The 20,424-nt window shown below is 73.2% G+C and carries 13 protein-coding genes; 2 read left to right on the top strand and 11 right to left on the bottom strand.

The window, feature by feature from the left end; all coding sequences use genetic code 11:
- Positions 1-104: 104 nt before the first annotated feature.
- On the top strand, positions 105-455 hold the full coding sequence (locus tag F9C41_RS29445; RefSeq protein ID WP_155390081.1) for a hypothetical protein: 351 nt from the start codon (positions 105-107) through the stop codon (positions 453-455).
- 55 nt (positions 456-510) lie between these two features.
- On the opposite strand, the gene proS is transcribed toward F9C41_RS29445, so the two are convergent.
- The 8 genes from proS to ftsY all read right to left on the bottom strand — a co-directional run bounded on the left by proS (position 511) and on the right by ftsY (position 11,783).
- Complete coding sequence (gene proS / locus F9C41_RS29450; RefSeq protein WP_155390082.1) at positions 511-1,920, bottom strand: proline--tRNA ligase; 1,410 nt, start codon at positions 1,918-1,920, stop codon at positions 511-513.
- Between the two features lie 169 nt (positions 1,921-2,089).
- Positions 2,090-3,172 (bottom strand): amidohydrolase family protein, encoded by a 1,083-nt coding sequence (locus F9C41_RS29455; protein WP_155390083.1) that lies wholly within the window; start codon positions 3,170-3,172, stop codon positions 2,090-2,092.
- 315 nt (positions 3,173-3,487) lie between these two features.
- Positions 3,488-5,053, bottom strand: a complete 1,566-nt coding sequence (gene ffh, locus F9C41_RS29460) for a signal recognition particle protein (protein WP_155390084.1) — start codon at positions 5,051-5,053, stop codon at positions 3,488-3,490.
- Positions 5,054-5,364: 311 nt separating this feature from the next.
- Positions 5,365-7,638 (bottom strand): [protein-PII] uridylyltransferase, encoded by a 2,274-nt coding sequence (locus tag F9C41_RS29465; protein WP_155390085.1) that lies wholly within the window; start codon positions 7,636-7,638, stop codon positions 5,365-5,367.
- A gap of 33 nt (positions 7,639-7,671) precedes the next feature.
- Positions 7,672-8,010: a P-II family nitrogen regulator gene (locus F9C41_RS29470; RefSeq protein ID WP_166386781.1), complete on the bottom strand. Its 339-nt coding sequence runs from the start codon at positions 8,008-8,010 to the stop codon at positions 7,672-7,674.
- Between the two features lie 24 nt (positions 8,011-8,034).
- Entirely contained in the window at positions 8,035-9,441 is a 1,407-nt protein-coding gene (locus tag F9C41_RS29475; RefSeq protein ID WP_120318497.1) for an ammonium transporter, read from the bottom strand.
- A 248-nt stretch (positions 9,442-9,689) separates the two neighbouring features.
- Positions 9,690-10,496, bottom strand: coding sequence for an aminoglycoside phosphotransferase family protein (locus F9C41_RS29480; protein WP_120318496.1), 807 nt, complete (start codon positions 10,494-10,496; stop codon positions 9,690-9,692).
- A 33-nt stretch (positions 10,497-10,529) separates the two neighbouring features.
- Positions 10,530-11,783 (bottom strand): signal recognition particle-docking protein FtsY, encoded by a 1,254-nt coding sequence (ftsY, locus tag F9C41_RS29485; protein WP_155390086.1) that lies wholly within the window; start codon positions 11,781-11,783, stop codon positions 10,530-10,532.
- A 111-nt stretch (positions 11,784-11,894) separates the two neighbouring features.
- Between ftsY and F9C41_RS29490 the strand changes: the two genes are divergently transcribed.
- Entirely contained in the window at positions 11,895-13,481 is a 1,587-nt protein-coding gene (locus F9C41_RS29490; protein WP_230690115.1) for an alkaline phosphatase D family protein, read from the top strand.
- Between the two features lie 53 nt (positions 13,482-13,534).
- On the opposite strand, the gene F9C41_RS29495 is transcribed toward F9C41_RS29490, so the two are convergent.
- Genes F9C41_RS29495 through F9C41_RS40875 form a run of 3 tightly spaced genes read right to left on the bottom strand, consistent with a single transcriptional unit; the run spans position 13,535 to position 20,375 of the window.
- Entirely contained in the window at positions 13,535-14,398 is an 864-nt protein-coding gene (locus F9C41_RS29495; protein WP_144119045.1) for an ABC transporter ATP-binding protein, read from the bottom strand.
- A gap of 11 nt (positions 14,399-14,409) precedes the next feature.
- Positions 14,410-17,373, bottom strand: coding sequence for an FtsX-like permease family protein (locus F9C41_RS29500; protein WP_196280007.1), 2,964 nt, complete (start codon positions 17,371-17,373; stop codon positions 14,410-14,412).
- Entirely contained in the window at positions 17,370-20,375 is a 3,006-nt protein-coding gene (locus F9C41_RS40875; protein ID WP_196280008.1) for an FtsX-like permease family protein, read from the bottom strand. Before F9C41_RS40875 ends, F9C41_RS29500 begins: the two co-directional genes overlap by 4 nt.
- Positions 20,376-20,424 lie beyond the last annotated feature (49 nt).

Below are 20,424 nucleotides of genomic sequence, written 5' to 3' on the forward strand. Positions count from 1 at the left end.
TGGGAGAGCGGGAACGGGCGGCTCACACCGGGCGACCGGACCGGATTGGGAGTGTGGCCGCTCCTGAGTAGTCCCTTTGCAGTCAGACTCAGGAGGACGTGGGAATGTCGATTCCCGTCGAAGAGCACCACGTCGAGCACCAGCGCATCCGGAAGATCGACGAGGATGCGACCACGGTCATCGTGCAGGTCGGTGAGATCGCCGAAACGCAGCGCAAGCACACCGCGATGCTCGAGCGGCACACCGTGTACCACCAGCAGCACCGGTCCGACCTGACCGGGCTGCGGCGCGACCTGGAGGACACCCGCGCCGAGATGAACACCCGTTTCTCGGCACTGGACGACGACGTCGCCGGGCTGAAGACCGACGTGTCGACGCTCAAGACCGACGTGTCGCTGATCAAGGACACGCTCGGGGTGATCCTGTCGCGGCTGCCGGAGCAACCGGCCGCGTGAGATGACGAAAGCGGCCCCCGGAGCCTGGCCGGGGGCCGCTTTCGTGTCGTTCGGGTCAGTACGAGCGGGCCAGGATCGCGGTCAGGTCGGGCTCGTCCTGCGAGGCCGGGACCGAGCCGTCCGCCCGGAACAGGCAGCGCACCGTGATGGCGCGCTCGTTGGCCAGCGCCTCGCCGTCGACGCCGACCGCCGACCACGGCACCCGGGCCCAGCCGGTGCCGGCCGCTTCGAGGGCCTCGTCCAGGGTGGACACCTCGACGGTGTTCGCCTCCCGGCGGGCCAGCGCCTCGTCGTACAGCGCCTTCTGGTCGGCCTCCAGCGCGGCGGTGACCGCGCCGACCGCCTCACCGAGCTGCATCGGGGTCTTCGAGCCATCGATGCGGCGCACCAGCACGACGCGGCCCTCGGCCAGGTCGCGCGGGCCGACCTCGATCCGGATCGGGTAGCCCTTCAGCTCCGCGTCGACGGCGCGGCGGCCGAACGGGGTGTCGACCCGGTCGTCCAGCTTGACCCGGACACCGGCCGCGGCCAGGTCCTCGACCAGCGTGCGGGCGGCGGAGGTGATCGAGCCGTCGGTCTCCTTGACCACGGTGACGATCGCCTGGATCGGCGCGAGCGCCGGCGGGACGCGCATGCCGTTGTCGTCGCCGTGGCACATGATCAGGCCGCCGAGCATGCGGGTCGAGGTGCCCCAGGACGTGGTCCAGGCGTGCTCGCGGGTGCCCGCCTGCGACGAGTACGCCACGTCGAACGCCTTGGCGAAGTTCTGGCCGAGCTCGTGCGAGGTGCCCATCTGCAGCGCCTTGCCGTCGCCCATCATCGCTTCCAGCGTGTACGTGCTGGTGGCGCCCGCGAAGCGCTCGCGGTTGGTCTTGCGGCCCAGCACCACGGGAATGGCGAGCAGCTCACGCATGTGGCGCTCGTACACCTCGTGGTGGATCTTCAGGGTGTATGCCTTGGCGTCGGCCTCGGTGGCGTGGGCAGTGTGCCCCTCCTGCCACAGGAACTCCGACGTGCGCAGGAAGATCCGCGGGCGCATCTCCCAGCGGACCACGTTGGCCCACTGGTTGAGCAGCAGCGGCAGGTCACGGTAGGAGTCGACCCACTTGGCCATGAACTCGCCGATGACGGTCTCGCTGGTGGGACGCACCACGACCGGCTCGGCCAGCTGCTTGCCGCCGCCGTGGGTGACCACCGCGAGCTCGGGCGAGAAGCCCTCGACGTGCTCGGCCTCGCGCTTGAGGTAGCTCTCCGGGATGAACAGCGGGAAGTACGCGTTCTCCGCGCCCGCCGCCTTGATCCGGGAGTCCATGTCGGCCTGCATCCGCTCCCAGATGGCGTAGGCCGTCGGTCGGATGACCATGGTGCCCCGGACCGGGCCGTTGTCGGCCAGCTGAGCCTTGGAGATCAGGTCCTGATACCAGCGGGGAAAGTCTTCCGCCCGGGGAGTGAGCACACGCGCCATAGCGGGTCATCCTACTGACCCACGCCGCGCCCGCTCCCCCCAGCCCGCCCGTGTCCCGCCCCACCCCGCCGCCCGAAGTGCTCAAGATCGCCCGACTTGCCTGGCACATGGGCGAAAGCGCGCCCAAGATACGCACACGTGCCCGGCAAGTCCGGCGATCATGAACCGGTCAGTGGATGACGCGGCCGCGCAGGACGATGCGTTGTGGGGCGAGCAGGGTGCGCAGGTCGCGGCGGGGGTCTTCGTCGTAGACGACCAGGTCGGCCAGGCCGCCCTCGGTCAGGCCGGGGAAGCCGAGCCAGTCGCGGGCGCGCCAGGAACCGGCCGCGAGCACGTCGGACGCGGACATTCCGGCCGCGTGCAGGCGCAGCATCTCCTGTGCGGCCAGGCCGTGTGCGATGCCGCCGCCGGCGTCGGAGCCGACGTAGATCGGCACCCCGGCCTCGTGCGCCGCGGACACCACCGCCGGGAACCGGTCGCGCAGCGCGAGCATGTGCTTGGCGTACCCGGGGAACCTCGCCTCGGCCCGTTCGGCGATGTGCCCGAACGTCTCGATGTTGATCATTGTCGGGACCAGGGCGGTGCCCCGGCGCGCCATCTCGTCGAGCAGGTCGGTCGACAGCCCGGTGCCGTGCTCGACGCAGTCGATGCCCGCGCGCACCAGCGTCGCGACGCTCGACTCCTCGAAGCAGTGCGCGGTGATCCGCGCCCCGGCCGCGTGCGCCGCGCCCACGGCCGCGGTGAGCGTGGCCTCGTCCCAGGCGGGCGCGAGGTCGCCGCGGTCGCGGTCGATCCAGTCGCCGACCAGCTTCACCCAGCCCGTGCCCGCCGCCGCCTGCCGGGTCACCTCCGCCACCACCTGGTCCGCGGGCACCTCCACCCCGATCTCGGGCAGGTACCGCCGCGGCGGCGCGACATGCCGGCCCGCGCGGGCCAGTCGCGGCACGTCGCGGTCGTCGTCCAGCTCGGCGTACGGATACGGCGAGCCCGCATCCCGGATCGCCAGCACCCCGGCGTCCCGGTCGACGAAGGCCAGCTCCCGCGCCTGCGCCAGGCTCGTCACCGGGGCCCCGCCGGGCGCGATGCCGATGTGGCAGTGCGCGTCCACCAGTCCCGGCAGCACGTAGCCGCCGGTGGAGACCGTCTGCGCCCCGGACACCGGGGTCAGCGACACCCGGTCGCCGACCAGCCACAGATCACGGACTTCGTCGTCGGGGAGCACCACGCCCCGCACATGCAGCGCCGTCGCCATGCCTCGCACTGTCCCATACGACTGGATCTCCGCGACGGCGGCGTGACGGGTCGCCGCCGCCACCCGAACGGGTCGTGCGTCGCAGGATCGAGGACGGTCCCTTGCTTTTGTTCGAACACATGTTCGATAATGGATGCAGGCGCGGGGCGTCGGCACAGCTGAGTGATGGCAGTCAGCAACTGTGCCGGCGCCTCCCCGACTGCATGCATCGATCCCATGCAGACGAAGATCGCCACCTCAGGCCCGGCGTCGGGGGGTGACCGGTAGCGGACCCTGAGGTGGCGATCTTCAAAAACCGTGCGGGACGGACCGGACCTATTTGTCCTTGTCCTTGTCGTCGCCCTTCATCAGCTTGCCGAAGTCGAGCTTCGGAGCCTTGAACGGGCTGCCGCCGCCCATGCCCATCTGCTGCTCCAGCGCGGCCGGGTCCATGCCCGGGGGCAGTTGCGGCATGCCGCCGCCCATGCCGGGCAGACCGGCCGGGAAACCGCCGCGCGGACCGCCGCCGCTCTTGGTGCCCTTGCGCTTGTTCTTGGGCGACTTGGTCGCCTTGCGGCGGCCGCCGCCGGGCAGGCCCATCATGCCGCCCATCTGCTTCATCATCTTCTGCGCCTGCTCGAAGCGGTTGAGCAGCTGGTTCACGTCGGTGACGGTGACTCCGGAGCCGCGGGCGATGCGGGCCCGGCGCGAGCCGTTGAGGATCTTCGGCGTGGTGCGCTCGCCCGGGGTCATCGAGCGGATGATCGCGGTGACCCTGTCGAAGTGGCTGTCGTCCAGCTCGGCCAGCTGGTCCTTCATCTGGCCCATGCCCGGCATCATGCCGAGCAGGTTCGCGATGGGACCCATCCGGCGTACGGCGATGAGCTGGTCCAGGAAGTCCTCCAGCGTGAACTGCTCGCCCCCGAGCAGCTTCGCCGTCATCTTCTCCTTCTGCTCCTCGTCGAAGGCCTGCTCGGCCTGCTCGATGAGGGTCAGCACGTCGCCCATGCCGAGGATGCGGCTGGCCATCCGGTCGGGATGGAAGACGTCGAAGTCCTCCAGCTTCTCGCCGGTGGACGCGAACAGGATCGGCTGCCCGGTGACCTCGCGCACGGACAGCGCGGCGCCACCGCGGGCGTCGCCGTCGAGCTTGGAGAGCACGACACCGGTGATGCCGACGCCGTCGCGGAACGCCTCCGCGGTGGCCACGGCGTCCTGGCCGACCATCGCGTCGATGACGAAGATGATCTCGTCGGGGTTGACCGCGTCGCGGATCGCGGCGGCCTGCGCCATCATCTCGGTGTCGATGCCGAGGCGGCCCGCGGTGTCGACGATCACGATGTCGCGCATGTGGCGGCGCGCGTGCTCGATCGAGTCCTTGGCGACCTGGACCGGGTCGCCGGTGCCGTTGCCGGGCTCCGGCGCGTACACCTCGACGCCCGCGCGCTGGCCGAGCACCTGCAGCTGGTTGACCGCGTTGGGGCGCTGGAGGTCGCAGGCGACCAGCAGCGGCTGGTTGCCCTGGGCCTTGAGCCAGCGGGCGAGCTTGCCCGCGAGCGTGGTCTTACCGGATCCCTGCAGACCGGCCAGCATGATCACGGTGGGCGGCTGCTTGGCGAACTGGAGCCGCCGAGCCTCCCCGCCGAGGACCGCGACCAGCTCCTCATGCACGATCTTGATGATCTGCTGGGCCGGGTTGAGCGCCTGCGAGACCTGCGCGCCGCGCGCCCGCTCCTTGAGCCGGAAGATGAAGGCCTTCACCACCGGCAGGGCGACATCCGCCTCCAGCAGCGCCAGCCGGATCTCCCGGGCGGTGGCGTCCACGTCGGCGTCGGTGAGCCGGCCCTTGCTCCGCAGCTTGGAGAAGATGCCGGAGAGCCGGTCGCTCAGGGTGTCAAACACAGCGCAACATCCCCAATTGGTCGAGTTCGTCTGAATGAGCGGCTACAGGCAGCCCTGGTAAGGGTAGCCGCTGCCCTCACCGCCCGATCCCACTGCCGCCCGGTCACGCATACCCACCCCGCCGACCCCCCGAACCGCCCACCCGCGCGACCCTGACCCCCGCCGCCGCGCCGACGGCCGACCGGCCGCGCAAGGTCGCCCGACTTGCCTGGCACATGGGCGAAAGCGGGTTCAAGATACGCACAGGTACCAGGCAAGTCGGATGATCAAGGACCACCCGCGCGACGGCCGAGTAGGGCACCGCGGCGGGATCAGGCGGCGGCGAGGACGGCGGCTTCGACGGTGTCGCGGTCGACGTCGCCGACGAGGTAGAAGGCGTCGACGACGTCGGCGCCGAGGGTGGAGACACGGGCGGTGCGCACGTCGACGCCGAGCTCCGCCAGCGCCGAGGTGACCCGGTAGAGCAGGCCGGGCGAGTCCGTGGCGCGCAGTTCCAGCAGCGTCGCGCCGGTCGCCTCACCCCAGATGACCCGCGGCTCGGCGCCGGTCACCGGCTTGCGGCCACCCGCGCTGCCCAGGCGGCGGGGCAGCGGCAGCTGGTCCAGCCCGACCCGGCGCAGGTCCGCGGCCAGCAGCTCCCGGTCCGGAGGGGCGCCGTAGCGGTTGTTCACGGCGCATTCGATGATCGCGCGCTCACCGATCGTGGACGTGCCCGCGGCGACGATCTCCAGTTTGTGCGTGGCCAGGCAGCCCGCGACCGCGGCGAGCAGGCCGACGCGGTCGTGCGCGGCCAGCGCCACCCAGTCGTCGGCGACCTGCACCACCGGCAGCGGCCCGGCCAGCAGCGCCGGGTCGGGCAGGGTCGGCTCGGGCAGCTGCCCGCCGCCGAGCACCTTGCGCACCCGCGCGCACAGGTCGTCGATGAGCTTGGACTTCCAGGCCGACCAGGCGGCCGGGCCGGTGGCCTGGGCGTCGGCACGGGCGAGCATCTGCAGCAGTTCGAGCGTGCCGGTGTCCCCGACGAGCTTGGCGACGTGGTTGATCGTCGCCGGGTCGTCGAGGTCGCGGCGGGTCGCGGTGTCGGGCAGCACCAGGTGGTATCGCACCAGCGTGGCGATGGTGTCCACGTCGGCCGGGGGCAGGCCGATCGCGGTGGCGATCTCGCGGGCCAGCTCCGCGCCGACCTCGCTGTGGTCACCGGGCAGGCCCTTGCCCACGTCGTGCAGCAGCGCGCCGAGCACCAGGAGGTCGGGCCGGGCCACCTCGCGCGACCAGGTGGCGGCGTTCGCGGCGGCCTGCACCAGGTGCCGGTCGAGGGTGAAGCGGTGCACGGGGTGGTGCTGCGGGGTGCCGCGCAGCCGGGTCCACTGCGGCAGCCAGGCCGAGGTGAGCCCGAAGCGGTCGCAGGCCTCCCAGGCCGCGACCAGGCCGGTGCCCGCGCCGAGCAGGGTCAGCAGGGCGGTGCGGGCCGAGGCGGGCCACGGGGTCGGCAGCGGCGGGCAGAACCGGGCCAGCCACTCCAGGGTGGCGCGCGCGATGGGCATCTGGTGCTGGGCGGCGGCGGCGGCCACCCGCAGCGACAGCGACGGGTCGGGGTGCGGGCCGACCGCTGCCCGGGCCAGCACGATCTCGCCGTCGGCGGCGACCACGTCGCGGGCGATCGGGCGGCGTACGGTCACCGCTTCGCGGGTGCGCGGGTCACCGTGGCGGGACCCGGCCGCGGTCCAGCGCTGCACCGAGCGCCAGGCGTCGGTCAGCGACCACGAGACGGCCCGGGCGTCGAGCCCGATCCGGCGCAGCAGCATGTCGCCGTCGGCCAGCCCGAGCAGTTCGGCCACCTGCAGGCGCTCCTGGGCCCGCAGCCGGTCGTTGCGCCGGCCGATGCTGACGTGCAGCGCGTCGCGTACGTCGAGCAGCCGGGTCGCGGCGGCGCGCACCTGGGGCGGCAGTGCGTCGGCCACCCCGGCGACACCGATGCCGCGCAGCACGCCGACGTCGCGCAGGCCGCCCGCGGCCTCCTTCACGTCGCCTTCGAGCAGGTAGGCCAGCTCGCCGTGGGCCGCGTGGCGCTCCTCGACCAGCTCCCGCAGGCGCAGCAGCTGGCGGCGCGCGGTGCGCCGCCACTGGTCCACCGCGGCCCGGCCCAGCTGGGCGGACAGCGCCGGGTCACCGGCGATGTGGCGGGCGTCGAGCAGCCCGAGGGCCACCTTGACGTCGTCGTGCGCCGCGTCGAGCGACTCGGCGACGGTGCGGGTGGAGTGGTCCAGGCCCATCCGGGCGTCCCAGATCGGATACCACAGTGACGCGGCCAGCTCGTCGACCCGCGGCACCCCGGCGTGCACCAGGATCAGGTCCAGGTCGCCGTGCGGCGTGCACTCGCGGCGGCCCAAGCCGCCGACGGCCACCAGGGCGACGCCGGGGGTGTCCGGCAGCAGCCGGCGCAGCCAGGCGTCGAGCGCGTCGGCCCGGGCGAGCCGGGCGTCCGCGCCGATGGAGGACTGTTCCCGCAGCGCGAGCCGCGCATAGTCGGGCCCGGGGCCCGCCGCGCTGTCCGATGCGGAAGCTACGACGTTCCCCGGGCCCATGTGGTCCTCTTTCAGGTTGTTGCGACTACTGCCTCAGAGCGCGTCGAGTCCGCGCTCGCCGGTGCGGACCCGGACCACCTCGGATACCTCGGTGACCCAGACCTTTCCGTCCCCGATCTTGCCGGTCCGGGCGGCGGTGACGATGGAGTCGACGACCTTCTCCACGTCCAGCTCGTCCGTGACCACTTCGATCCGGATCTTCGGCAGGAACTCCACCGTGTACTCGGCACCCCGGTACACCTCGGTGTGGCCCTTCTGCCGGCCGTAACCCTGGACCTCGCTGACCGTCAGCCCGGCGACGCCCATGGCGTGCAGAGCCTCCTTCACGGCGTCCAACTGGTACGGCTTGATGACGGCGGTGACCAGCTTCATGCTCAACCCCTCCATCTGGGAACCTTAGCCGGACACCTTTTCGGTGGCCGGTGCCGTCTCTTCCACATCGGCCTTGGGGGCCTTGGGCGTACCGATACCGGCCAGAGCGAAGGCGCCGGCGCTGCCGCCGCCCGCCGAGGACGACAGCTCGTACGCGCTCTCCGCGTGCTCGGCCACGTCGATGCCCTCGACCTCGGCCTCGGGCTTGACCCGGAAGCCGATGGTCTTGTCGATGACGAACGCGAGCAGCGCCGCGACGACGAACGAGAAGACCGTCACGATGCCGCTGGCCAGCGCCTGCCGGCCGAGCTGGGTGACCCCGCCACCGTAGAACAGGCCGTCCTGGCCGCCCAGCGTGGTGATGAAGGAGTTCAGCTCGGTGCTGGCGAACAGACCGATGAACAGCGAGCCGATCCAGCCACCGACGAAGTGCACGCCGACCACGTCGAGCGAGTCGTCGTAGCCGAGCTTGTACTTCAGGCCGACCGCCAGCGCGCAGACCGCGCCGGCCACCAGGCCGAGCAGCACCGCGGGCAGGGTCGGGATGAAGCCACAGGCCGGGGTGATCGCGACCAGGCCGGCGACCGCGCCGGAGGACGCGCCGACCAGGGTCGGCTTGCCGTCACGGAACCACTCGACGATGATCCAGCCGAGCAGACCGGCGGCCGTGGCCACCTGGGTGTTCAGGAACGCGACACCCGTGATGGCGTCGACCGTCAGCTCCGAGCCCGCGTTGAACCCGAACCAGCCGAACCACAGCAGACCGGCGCCCAGGGCGACGAACGGCACGTTGTGCGGCTTGAACTTGTCCTTCGGCCAGCCGATGCGCTTGCCGAGCACCAGGGCCACACCGAGTGCCGCGGCACCCGCGTTGATGTGGACCGCGGTGCCACCGGCGAAGTCGAGCGCGAAGATCTTGGCGCCGATGAAGCCGCCGCCCCAGACCCAGTGCGCGACCGGGATGTAGACCAGGGTGACCCAGCCGAAGGCGAACAGCAGCCAGCCGGCGAACTTCGCCCGGTCCGAGATCGCGCCGCTGATCAGGGCGACCGTGATGATCGCGAACATCATCTGGAAGATGGCGAACACGTACGTCGGGATACCCGTCGACGCGCCGGCCAGGAACCAGATCTCGCCCGTCTTGTCGGTCGGCATCCCCAGGTAGGTGGAGAAGTTACCGATGAAAGAGTTCAGGTCCGCGTTCTCGTTCGTGCCGAACGCGGCCGTGAAGCCATAGACGACCCAGATGATGGAGACGAGCCCGATCGAGGCGAAGCTCATGATCATCATGTTGAGGACGCCCTTGGCACGGTTCAGGCCGCCGTAGAACAGCGCCAGACCCGGAGTCATGAGCAGCACCAGAGCGGACGAGACCAGCAGCCACGCTGTGTTGCCGGTGTCGATCGTCGGTGGATCTTCGACGAGCAGCACGCTGCCCTCCTAAGTGAGTGGGTTCCTCCCAGCCAGCCCCGAGGTCGACCGTCGTGGCGCCGCCGTGTCGGCGGGCCGCTCGTCGTGTCATCCCCGACCGATCGCCGCAGTGCCATCGGTGCTGGTTGGGGGGCAGCATCGCCAACCCCTGTTTCGCGCAATGACGCTGCTCGGTTTCCGGCACGTCACGATCTGTTTCGTACGTGTGAAGAAATGTTCACACGTGAGGAGACCATTCATGGCGCGTTTCAGCGCAGCGCGTGCTCCAGCGTGTACCGCTCGTAGTCAATCAGCCGAAGGTCGCGAAGCGGACGACGAAGGTGGCCCTTCTGCACGATACGTACGAACGCCGGCTCCCCCGCCGTGGCGAGGCGGCGGATGCCCTCGACGTGGTCCACGATGCGCTTGCGGATGGTCCGCACGAGACGGTGCCGGTCGCGCGGGATCAGCCCGTACGCGTCGGCGAACAGGCGCAGCCGGCGGGGCCGGTCGGGCCGGTGCCAGCCGAGCGTGATCGAGTCGCGGTCGCTGAAGATCGGCACCCAGGTCCAGGCGGCGTATGCCACGTCGTAGATGCGCGAGCCGGGCGAGGCGAGGTCGAAGTCGATCATCGCGAGGGTGCCGTCCGGCCGCCAGATGACGTTGTGCGGGGCGGCGTCGTGGTGGCAGATGATCTCCGCGTCCGGCGGCGGCGGCCCGAACGAGCGCCACACCCCACCAGGCGGCGTGCGGAAACCCGCCTGCGCATCGTGGAACATGCGCAGCATGGTGGCGACGGTGACCAGCGCCTCGTCGGTGACCCAGTGCGGGGCCAGCGGGTATTCCCCGCACTCGCCCGGCAGGTAGGACAGCACCTCACGGCCGTGCTCGTCCATGCCCAGGGCACGGGGGGAACCGGTGAAACCGGCGTACTCGAGATGGCGTAGCAGGGCATGCACGGTCGGGGTCCACGGTCCGGCGTTGCGCCGGACCGTCTCGCCGACCCGCACCACCGTGCTGACGTTTCCGCCACGCAGCGGGATCTCGGTGGGATCCTGGAAAGGGGCTGTCACCATGGACTCGTCAGCTGCTCGTCGCTCGTCGGCTCGTCACTCGTCGCCCAGCAGGGCGGAGACGAACTGAGCTGGGTCGAAGGGTGCGAGATCGTCGGGACCCTCGCCAAGGCCGACCAGCTTCACCGGAATGCCGAGAGCACGCTGCACCGCGATCACGATACCGCCCTTCGCCGTGCCGTCCAATTTAGTGAGCACCACGCCGGTGACGTCGGCGACCTCGGTGAAGACCCGAGCCTGGCTCAACCCATTCTGTCCCGCGGTGGCGTCGAGCACCAGCAGGGTCTCCGAGACCGGGCCGTGCTTCTCCACCACCCGCTTGATCTTGCCGAGCTCGTCCATCAGGCCGACCTTGTTCTGCAGCCGGCCGGCGGTGTCGATGAGCACGGTGTCGACGCCCGCGTCGATGCCCTTCTTGACCGCGTCGAAGGCGACGGCGGCCGGGTCACCGCCCTCCGGACCGCGAACGACCTGCGCGCCGACCCGGCTGGCCCAGGTGGCCAGCTGCTCGGCGGCGGCCGCGCGGAAGGTGTCGGCCGCGCCCAGCACCACGGTGTGACCGTCGGCCACCAGCACCCGGGCGATCTTGCCGCAGCTGGTGGTCTTGCCGGCGCCGTTCACGCCGACGACCAGGATCACCGACGGCTTGCCGTCGACGACCCCGGTGTGCAGCGAGCGGTCCAGCTTCGGGTCCAGCGCCTCGGTCAGCTCCTCGGTCAGCAGCGCCCGCAGGTCCCCAGCCGTCCGGGTGCCGAGCACGCGGGTGCGCTCGCGCAGCTTCGCCACGATCTCGGTGGTCGCCTGCACGCCCACGTCGGCGCTGATCAGGCTCTCCTCCACCTCGTCCCACGCGTCGTCGTCGAGGTGGTCACGGGAGAGCAGGCCGAGCAGGCCCTTGCCGAAGACGTTCTGCGAGCGCGACAGCCGGGCGCGCAGCCGCACCAGGCGGCCCGCGGTCGGCTCCGGCGTCTCGATCTCCGGCTCGGCCGGCTTCGGCGGCGCGACCTCGACCGGCGGGGCCGTCTCTCCCGGCGCGGGCGGGGCCGGCGCGGGCACGACGGCCGGCTTGCCCGGCGCCGCCTTCTCCGGCGCCTTCTCGGGCGCGGGCTTCTCCGGCGCGGGGGCCGTGATCACGCTCGGCGGGATCTGCTCCCCGCGCTCGATCCCCGGGCGCTGCTGCTCGGTGGGCGGCAGCGCGCCGCGGCGCGGCCGGCGGACGAGGAACAGCGTCAGCCCGGCCAGCAGCAGCAGGCCGATGACCACGAGTACGGGGACGAGCGCGTCTTTCATGCTCGGCATCCTCTCAAACCTGGGGCCGTCCGGCGCACACCGGAGGCCGCGCGCGCCGATACGACAGCCTCCGCCCTGGCCCCGGCCGCGCCGATCCCGGAGGATGTCCGCGTGGCGAACCTCCTCCTCGGCCCGCTCCTGCGCCGCGTCGACGGTGACCAGGCGGTCATCTGGGTACAGACCGACCAACCCGCGCGGGTGCGCGTGCGAGCCGGTGACAGCACCGTGACGTCGGACACGTTCGAGGCGTTCGGAGTGCATGTGGGGCTGGTGGTGCTGGCCGGGCTGCCCGCCGGCGCGACCGCGTACGCCGTCGAACTCGACGGCGCGGCCGTGTGGCCGCTGTCCGGATACCCCGATTCTGTGATCACCATCCGCGATCCGGGGCGGGCCGACGCGGTGATCGCGTTCGGCTCCTGCCGTGAGGCCAGCGCGTCGACGCATACCGAGGCCGGGCACGACCCGGACGCCCTGGAGGCGCTCGGGCACCGGCTGCTGGCGCAGGCCCGGACCGGGCAGGCCGAGCTACCCGACCTGCTGGCGCTGATCGGCGACCAGATCTACGCCGACGGCCTCTCCGCGCCCACCCGCGGCTGGCTGGCCGAGCAGACCCGGCCGCGGTCCGCGCCGGACGGGCACGTGGTGACCTTCGCCGAGTACGTGCACCTCTACCACGAGTCGTGGAACGAGAAGCCGGTCCGCTGGCTGCTGTCCACCGTGCCCAGTGTGATGATCTTCGACGACCACGAGATCATGGATGACTGGAACTCCTCGGCCGCCTGGCTCGCACAGGTGCGCCGCGAGCCCTGGTGGGACGAGCGCAGCACCTCCGGCATCGCCTCCTACTGGCTGTTCCAGCACCTCGGCAACCTGACCCCCGCCCAGCTCCGCCGCGACCCGGTGTGGGCGCGCATCCAGGCCGGCGAGGACGCCACCGCAGTGCTCACGGAGTTCGCGACCCGGGTCGCCACGCCCGCCGGTCCGAACCCCTACCCGTGGGGGTACACCGTCGACGTCGGCCGGACCCGGCTGGTCATGCTCGACTGCCGCGGCAACCGGGTGATCGACGGGCCCGAGCGCCGGATGTGGCCCCAGGAGCACTGGGACGAACTGGCCGAGCAGGCCCGTGCCGACTGCGACCACCTCGTGCTGGCCTGCTCCCTGCCGTGGCTGCTCGCGCCCGCGATCCACCACGGCGAGGCCGTGATCGAGGTGCTGGCCGCGAAGCGCCCCGGCATGGAGCGCCTGCGCCAGAAGTACGACCTGGAGCACTGGGCCGCAGTGGGGCACTCCTTCGACGAGCTCACCGCCCTGATCGCGGGCGTACGAGGACCGGCCACGGTGAGCGTGCTCGGCGGCGACGTGCACCACTCGTACGTCGCCCGCGCCGCGATCCCGGGCGCGACCGCGGTCGTGCACCAGATCACCTGCTCGCCACTGCACCAGAGCATCCAGGGCGTCATGCGCACCCTGCTGCGGGTGGGCTGGTGGCGGGCACTGTCCGGCCCCGCGGCACTGGTCGCGCGCCTCTTCCGCGTACCCAGGCCGGGCGTGCGCTGGAAGGCCTACGACCGGCCGTACTTCGGCAGCGCCGTGGCCACGCTGACCCACCGTGGCCGCGCCGCCTCGGTGGTCATCGAGGGCACCGCCACCGGGACCAGCCTGTCCCCCGTGCTGCGCTACGACCTCACCGCCTGAGGCCCGCGGGGTGCTCGTGTCGTCATTCCGACACGTGCACCCCGCGGGAGGTCTCAGACGTGCTCGGACGCGACCGGCACGGACACGGAGTGGTCGTCGGTGACCAGGGTGACCTTGCCGTTGGCGTGCTCGACCGAGAGCAGCGTGCCGGGCGGCAGCACGTCCAGCACGTCCGGTGGCAGCTGCACGGTGCCGTCCCCGGCGATGACCGCGAACTCGCGGCCGTCGCGGCCCTCGGAGCCGACCCGGCCGTCGCGGATGGTCACCGCCCGGCCCAGCCGCGCGCCCACGTCGGGGTCGTGCGTGACCGCGACGATGGTGGTGCCGCGCTCGGTGTTGACCGCCTCCAGCGCCGCCAGCACCTCGTCGCGCGCGGTCCGGTCGAGCTGGCTGGTCGGCTCGTCCACCAGCAGCAGGCCGGGCGAGGCGGCCATGCCGACCGCGATGGCGGCCCGCTGTGCCGCGCCGGGCGGCAGGTCCTGCACCTTGCGGTGGCCCAGCCCGGTCAGGCCGAGCAGGGACAGGATGCGCTCCGGCGGCTCCAGGTCGGCGGGGCGCACGTGCGCCGCACGGCGCTGCGCCAGCCACACGTTGCTGAGCACGGTGGCGTACGGCAGCAGGTTGCGCCGGGCCCCCTGCAGCACCACGCCGAGGTCCGTGCCGCGCAGCCGGGCCAGCTCGGCCTCGCTGATCCGGCCGATGTCGACCAGGCCGATCTGCACCCGGCCGGCGCTCGGCCGCATCAGCCCGGCCAGCAGCGCGATCAGCGTCGACTTGCCCGAGCCGGACGGCCCGACCAGGGCCACCCGCTCCCCCGGAGCGATGTCCAGGTCGACGCCGGCCAGCGCCACCACGTCGCCGCCCTCGGCACGGTAGATGTGCACCACCCGGCGGCACACCACGGCCAGGCCGGTCAGGCTGGAGTTCTTCACGACGTCGCTCCCTCGCTCCCGCGGGCCACCCTCGTGGCGAGCAGGCAGGTTGTCAACAGCACCAGCAGGGCCGCCGCGATCGGGGCGGCGACCAGCGGCCCGGGCAGGTCGGGCGGGGGCACGGCCGTGCCCCCGTCGCCGAACACCGGCAACACGCCGCGGGCCAGCGCCCACGACAGCACCGCGGCCAGCAGGCCGATCACGGTGCCCGCGAGCACCAGGGCGAACCGGCCGCCCAGGTCCGCGCTGCGCAGCACCCGCTCGCTGACGCCCTGCCCGCGCAGCGTCGCCAGCCCGCCGTCGGTCCGGCCGCGTTCGAGCACCGCGGTGACCAGCAGGCCGCCCGCGGCGAAGAGCACGCCGACGAGCGCGGCCGCGGCCAGGAACAGCATCGCCAGCGCGGGGGCCTGCTCCTCGTAGAGGCGCAGCTGCCCGGCGGCGTTGCGCTCCCCGAGCATCTTCAGCCCGTTGGCCTCCAGGCGCTTGACGAGGTCGGCGGGCGCGTCGGCGGACAGCCAGACCTCGGGCTCCTGCGCGTCCGATTCGCCGCCCACCCGCAGGTCGGCGTACTGCAGGTCGACCAGCGCGCCCTGCGAGCCGTTGCGGGGCACCAGCGGCAGCGTGCCCGCCCGGACGATCGGGACCCGCACCGTGCCGCCGGCGCCGAGCAGCTCGGGGGGCAGCTCACCGGCGGCGACCAGGGGCAGCGGGTCGGGCGCGGGATCGGCCGCGGCACGCATGTCCGGCGTGAGCACGCTGTCCACCCACACCCGCAGGCCGCCGGCGGCGGGGGCCATCTCCGGCACGGGCCGCGCGGCGCTCGTCTGCGGCAGCCGCCAGTGGTGTCCGGCCAGCTCCGCGCCGGTCAGCAACGTCTTGCCGGTGAGGTCGCGCAGGTCGCCGACGGTCAGGTCGACCAGGTAGCGCTTGGGCGTGAACAGGTCCACCAGCAGCTGCCTGACCTGGCACGGACCGGCCGCGCAGGGGGGCGTGGCAACCCGGTACGCATGCGTGCCCGGCAGCAGTTTGTCCACCCGGACAGTGGACTGGGCCCCGCCGGTGCCCACCAGGCGCAGGGTGAGGCCCGCCTTGGCGCCCGGCTCGATCCGGTCCAGCGTCACGGTGATCTCGATCTCGGCCGCGGTCAGCGACAGCGGGGTCACCTCGGTGGGTCGCAGCTGCCTCGCCACCTCGGCCGGGGCCGTGGCGCCGTACGCGTCGGGCCACAGCGCCACCGCCGCGAACCGGGAGCTGTCCACGGCCAGCAGCTTCGTCTCGCTGTTCACGTTCACCCGCATGGCCGCCATCGCGTACCGGCCGGAGGGGTCCGCGGCGCGCACCGCGTGCAGCAGGCTGGCCGCGGGCAGCCCCTCGACCTGCAGCACCCGGGCCGCACCGACCTGCACCTCGGACCGCTCGTGCCAGGCCTGCGCGGCCACATCCCGAGCCGACAGCGCGAACCCGAGCAGGCCGAACACGACGGTCAGCAGCACCACGACCCAGTGCGTGCCGCCGCCCCGGGCCAGCGTCAGCGCGGCCAGGCCGGTACGCAGCCGCCCGCGGCGCAGCGCCCGGCGGCCCAGCCGCTCGGCAGGCACGCCGATCGCACGGGCCGCGACCAGGCCCAGGCCCAGCGCGATACACAGCGGCGCGAGCAGCCCGATGCCACCCGCGCCGTTGTCCTCGCCCGCCGCGACCTGGTAGCCGGCGACCAGCGCGAGCGCGCCGACCATCGCCTCGACGCCGCCGACGAGCCCGCCGCGGCGGCGCACCCGGGCCCGGCGCAGCAGGCCCAGCACCGGCGTGGTGAGCGCGCGCACCTGCGCGAGCAGCCCGGCCAGCAGCGCGCCGAGCACCGCCGCGGCGGTGTACAGCGCCGACGTCGGGTTCAGGTACACCGGCGGCGAGCCGGGCAGCGCGATCGTCGCCAGCAGCGCGGTCGCCGCGTATCCGAGCAGGTAGCCGGGGATCACGGCGAGCAGCACCGGCACGGACGTCTCGGCGGTGGCCAGCCACCACCGGGTGCGGGCGGGCACGCCGCGCAGTGCGGTCAGGCCCAGCTCGCCGCGCCGCTGCTCGACCCCGCCGGCCACCGCGATGAACAGGACCAGCCAGCACAGCATCACCAGCGGCACGGCCGCCAGCAGCAGGCTCGACGCGAGCTGCGACTCGCCGTCCTTGATCCGGGCGATGAGCTTGTTCAGTTCGCTGTCGACGCCGAAGCCGCCCGCGTCCAGCTCGGACTCGGCGGCGTCCAGATCGTCGCGCAGCCGGTCCATGTCTTCGAACGCCGCGGGGGTGACCAGGAGGTCCACCATGCGCATCCGGCTGCCCTCGACGGCCGCCACGGTGCGCTCGGTGGCGAACGCGGCGGGCTGGTCGAGCCCGGTGAGGATCTCGCGATCACCCCAGTAGGGGTCGTCGAGCCGGACCGCCTGGTAGAAGCCGACGACGGTGAGGCGCACCGGGGCGCGCTCCTCCTCCCGCGATCCGGTCGGCGGCACCCGGAACTCCAGGTCCTGTCCGGGCTGCACGTCGAGGTCGCGGCCGGCGTCCTCGCGCAGCACGACCTCGCGCTCGCCGGTGGCACACCGCCCCCGGACGATCGTCAGGTGCTCGCAGATCCCGGTCCGGGTGGCCAGGAACATGCCCTGCTCGTTCTCCTCGCCCTGCTCCCCGGTGACGACGACCTGCGCCGAGGTGCCGCTGAGCGTGATCATGCCGGGCACGTACGGGCGCAGCGGCTGGTCGCCGCCGCGCGGGTCGTCCGAAGTCTGCGCGGTGACCACCCGCTCGTCCACACTGGCCGCCGCGACCTCGACCCCGCGCAGCGACTCGGCGGCCGCGTCCTGGTAGAGCGGTCCCGCGGCGGCGGCGGCCGCGGCCAGGGCCGTCAGCAGCAGCGTGATGACCGCCAACCCGCGCCGGGCCCGCACCATCGCCCACAGCAGCGCCGTCATCGCTGTCCCTCCTGACTGCCGGGGCGACCGGTGGTGGCCCTGGCCAGCGAACGTCCGGCCGTGAGGGCGGCCGCCAGCAGCACCGCGGTGGCCGCGACGACCGCTGCCGCGACGACCGGCAGACCCGGTCCCGGCGGCGCGAGCCCCCCGCTGGCGGTCAACATCTGCCGGGCCGGGCCGCTGACAGCCCAGGCCGCGGTGGCGGTCAGCGCGCCCACCGGCGCGGCGATTCCGATCATGGCGAGGTTGCCGAGGCGGCCCGCGCGGGCGGCCGCACCGGCGGGCAGTCCCTGCAGGCGCAGGGCGGCCAGCTCGGCCGACCGGTTGCGCCGGTCCGTCGCCGCTAGCACGAGCACAGCCAGCGCCACCAGCAGCACGCTGAGCACCGCCGCCGCCAGGTGCAGCCGCAACGCCAGCCCGGCACCCTGCTCGCGGTAACGGTCGATGCGCTCCGGCACCGCCTCGTCGCGCACCGGCACCAGGCCCGCCGCGCGCAACCGGTCCACGGCGTCTGCCGGAGCGTCGGCGTTCAGCCATACCTGCAGCTGGATCGCGTTGTCCCGGCTGCCGCTGAGCCGGTCGGCGGTCTGCAGGTCGAACAGCGCCCCGGCGGTGCCCGCGCCCGGCAGCACCGGCGACACCCAGCGCAGGTCCACCGGCCGCGGCAGCGCCTGCAGCGGTTCGATCTCGGACAGCTCACCCGTGTGCGCCAGCCACGGCGGCCCGGCCGCGACCACCGGCAGCGGCACGGGCGCGTCGGATACGTACAGCCTGTTGTCGGTGCTGATCTGGCGCGGGTCGCTGGGCACGTAGCGCAGGCCCACCGCGTCGTCGAAGTTGAGCACCGTGACCTCTCGCTCGGCGCCCAGTTCGGGCCGCCATCGCGAGGCCGCGCCGATGGCCCGGCCCTCCAGCAGGGTGCGGTCCGGGCCGAGCTGGCGCAGCCGGTGCAGCCCGAAGCCGTCAGGCGATTGGGGGAAGCTCAGCCAGAACAGCCGGCAGCCGGGCGCGACCGCGCACGCCGGCAGGTCCAGCCGGTACTGCCGGCGGCCGGCTCCGTCCGCGATCTCGACCATGCCGGTGACCGGCGCTCCGTCCGGCCCGACCAGGGCGGCGGTCAGCCGCATGGGGCCGCCGAAGTCCGCGGTGGTGCTCACGTCGAATTCCAGCCCGCTGCCGGCCACCATCACGGGATCGCCCGCGGGGGCGCGCAGCAGCCGTGCCGTGTCGGCCGCGGACACGGTCGCGTCGTCGGGCCACAGCGCCACGGCGGCCAGCCGGGTGCTGTCCACCCCCAGCAGGGTCATGTCCGGGTCGTCCTGGCGGGTCACCGCCATGGCCCAGTCCCCCGCCGGGTCGGCCTTGGCGACCGCGGTCAGCAGCGCGGTACGCGACTGCGCGTACACGGTCAGCGCCCGCGGCGCGCCGAGCGCCAGCTCGGCCCGTTCCCGGGCCGCGCCCGCGGCCACGTCCCACGCGCTCACCGTGTACCCGACCAGGGCCACCGCCACGACGGTCAGTGCGACCAGGCGGTCCGCGCCGGGACGGCGGGCCACCTGGAGCGCGGCGAGCCCGTGCGCGAGCTTGCCGCGGTGCAGGCGGGACGCGCCGAACCGGGTCGCCGCGGAGCGCACCACCCGCGCGGTGAGCAGGCCGACCACGATCGCCAGCAGCAGCGGCGCGAGCAGCGGCAGCCCGCCCTCCTGGCTGTCGGAGGCGTACGACTGCCCGATCGCGGCCAGGGCGACGACCGCCACGGCCAGCTCGACCAGCCCGACGCGCCGCCGCCGCCGGGTCGGCACCTGCCGCAGCCCCTCCATGAGTGAGCCGGAGAACACCCGGCGCTCGGCGATCGCCGCGCTGATCATGACGACGAGCAGCGTGCCACCGGCCGCCACCACCGCCCCGTCGTCGAGCACGACGTCCTGGGCCCGCGCGAACGTCGCCCAGGTCAGCAGGCGCACCAGCAGCCAGCCCAGCAGCACCCCGAACGGCGCGGCGACCAGCAGCACGAGCGCGGTGGGGCCCAGCGCGAGCAGCGCCCGGTGCCGTGGCGGCACCCCGCGCAGCAGGCCCAGCGCCAGCTCGCTGCGCCGCTCCGACGCGGTGTAGCCGATCGCCATCAGCAGCACGAACCAGCACACGACCAGCAGCTGCACCGCGCCGAGCGGGGCTGCCAGGCGCAGCACCTCCCGGGTGTCCTCGATCCGCTGCAGCAGCCGCGGCAGGCCGTTGTCGATCCGTACGCCGACCAGCCCCATGCCGGGCTTGACGACCTCGGTCAGCCCGTCGAGGTTGCCGGAGGTGAAGGTCTCGTCCCCGGCGATCATGTCCACGGTCGCGATCAGGGTGCTCGCTTCGAGCGCGGCCACCGTCGGTGCGGCCACGAACAGCGGATTGCCCGCCCGCTGCGGCCGCGGCGTGAAGTCGGCCCGCCCGGCCCAGTACGGGTCGCCGCCGGCCAGCGGTCCCGCCGGGTCGTACACGGCGACCACGCGCAGCGTCACCGGCTCCGGGGCCCGGTGGGCCTCGTAGACGAACTCGCCGCCGGTGCTGACGCCGAGCCGCTGCGCGGTGGGTTCGCTGATCGCCACCTCGCCCGCGGCGGCCGGGCAGGTCCCGGCGGTGAGCACCAGGTGCTCGCACACGTCCGCGCGCATGGACAGCGGAGCGTCGACCGGCGACGCGCCGCGCACCCGCCCGTCCGCGTGCACCGCGACGACCTCGGTCAGCCCGCTGCCGTCGGTGCGCTCGGCGACCTGCCCGCGCAGGCTGTCGAGCTGCGAGGTATACCCGTTGGCCGCGGCGATCTCGGCGGTGAAGGTGATGGCGCGCTCGGCCGCGGTGGCCGCGCGCAGTTCCGCGGCGACCACGGCGCGGTCGGCGGCGGAGGCGTAGAGCGGAGCCGCGGTGCCGGCGGCGACCGCCAGCACGGCCAGCACAGCCAGGGTCACGACCTGGCTGCGGCGGCTGGCCAGCACGCCGAGCACCAAGCGGAGCATGTGTTACCTCTTCGGGGGGTCCGGCTGCCGGAACGGCGCGGGGAGCGCT

The organism is Catellatospora paridis (assembly GCF_009720365.1).
GTDB classification, from domain to species: Bacteria; Actinomycetota; Actinomycetes; order Mycobacteriales; family Micromonosporaceae; genus Catellatospora; species Catellatospora paridis.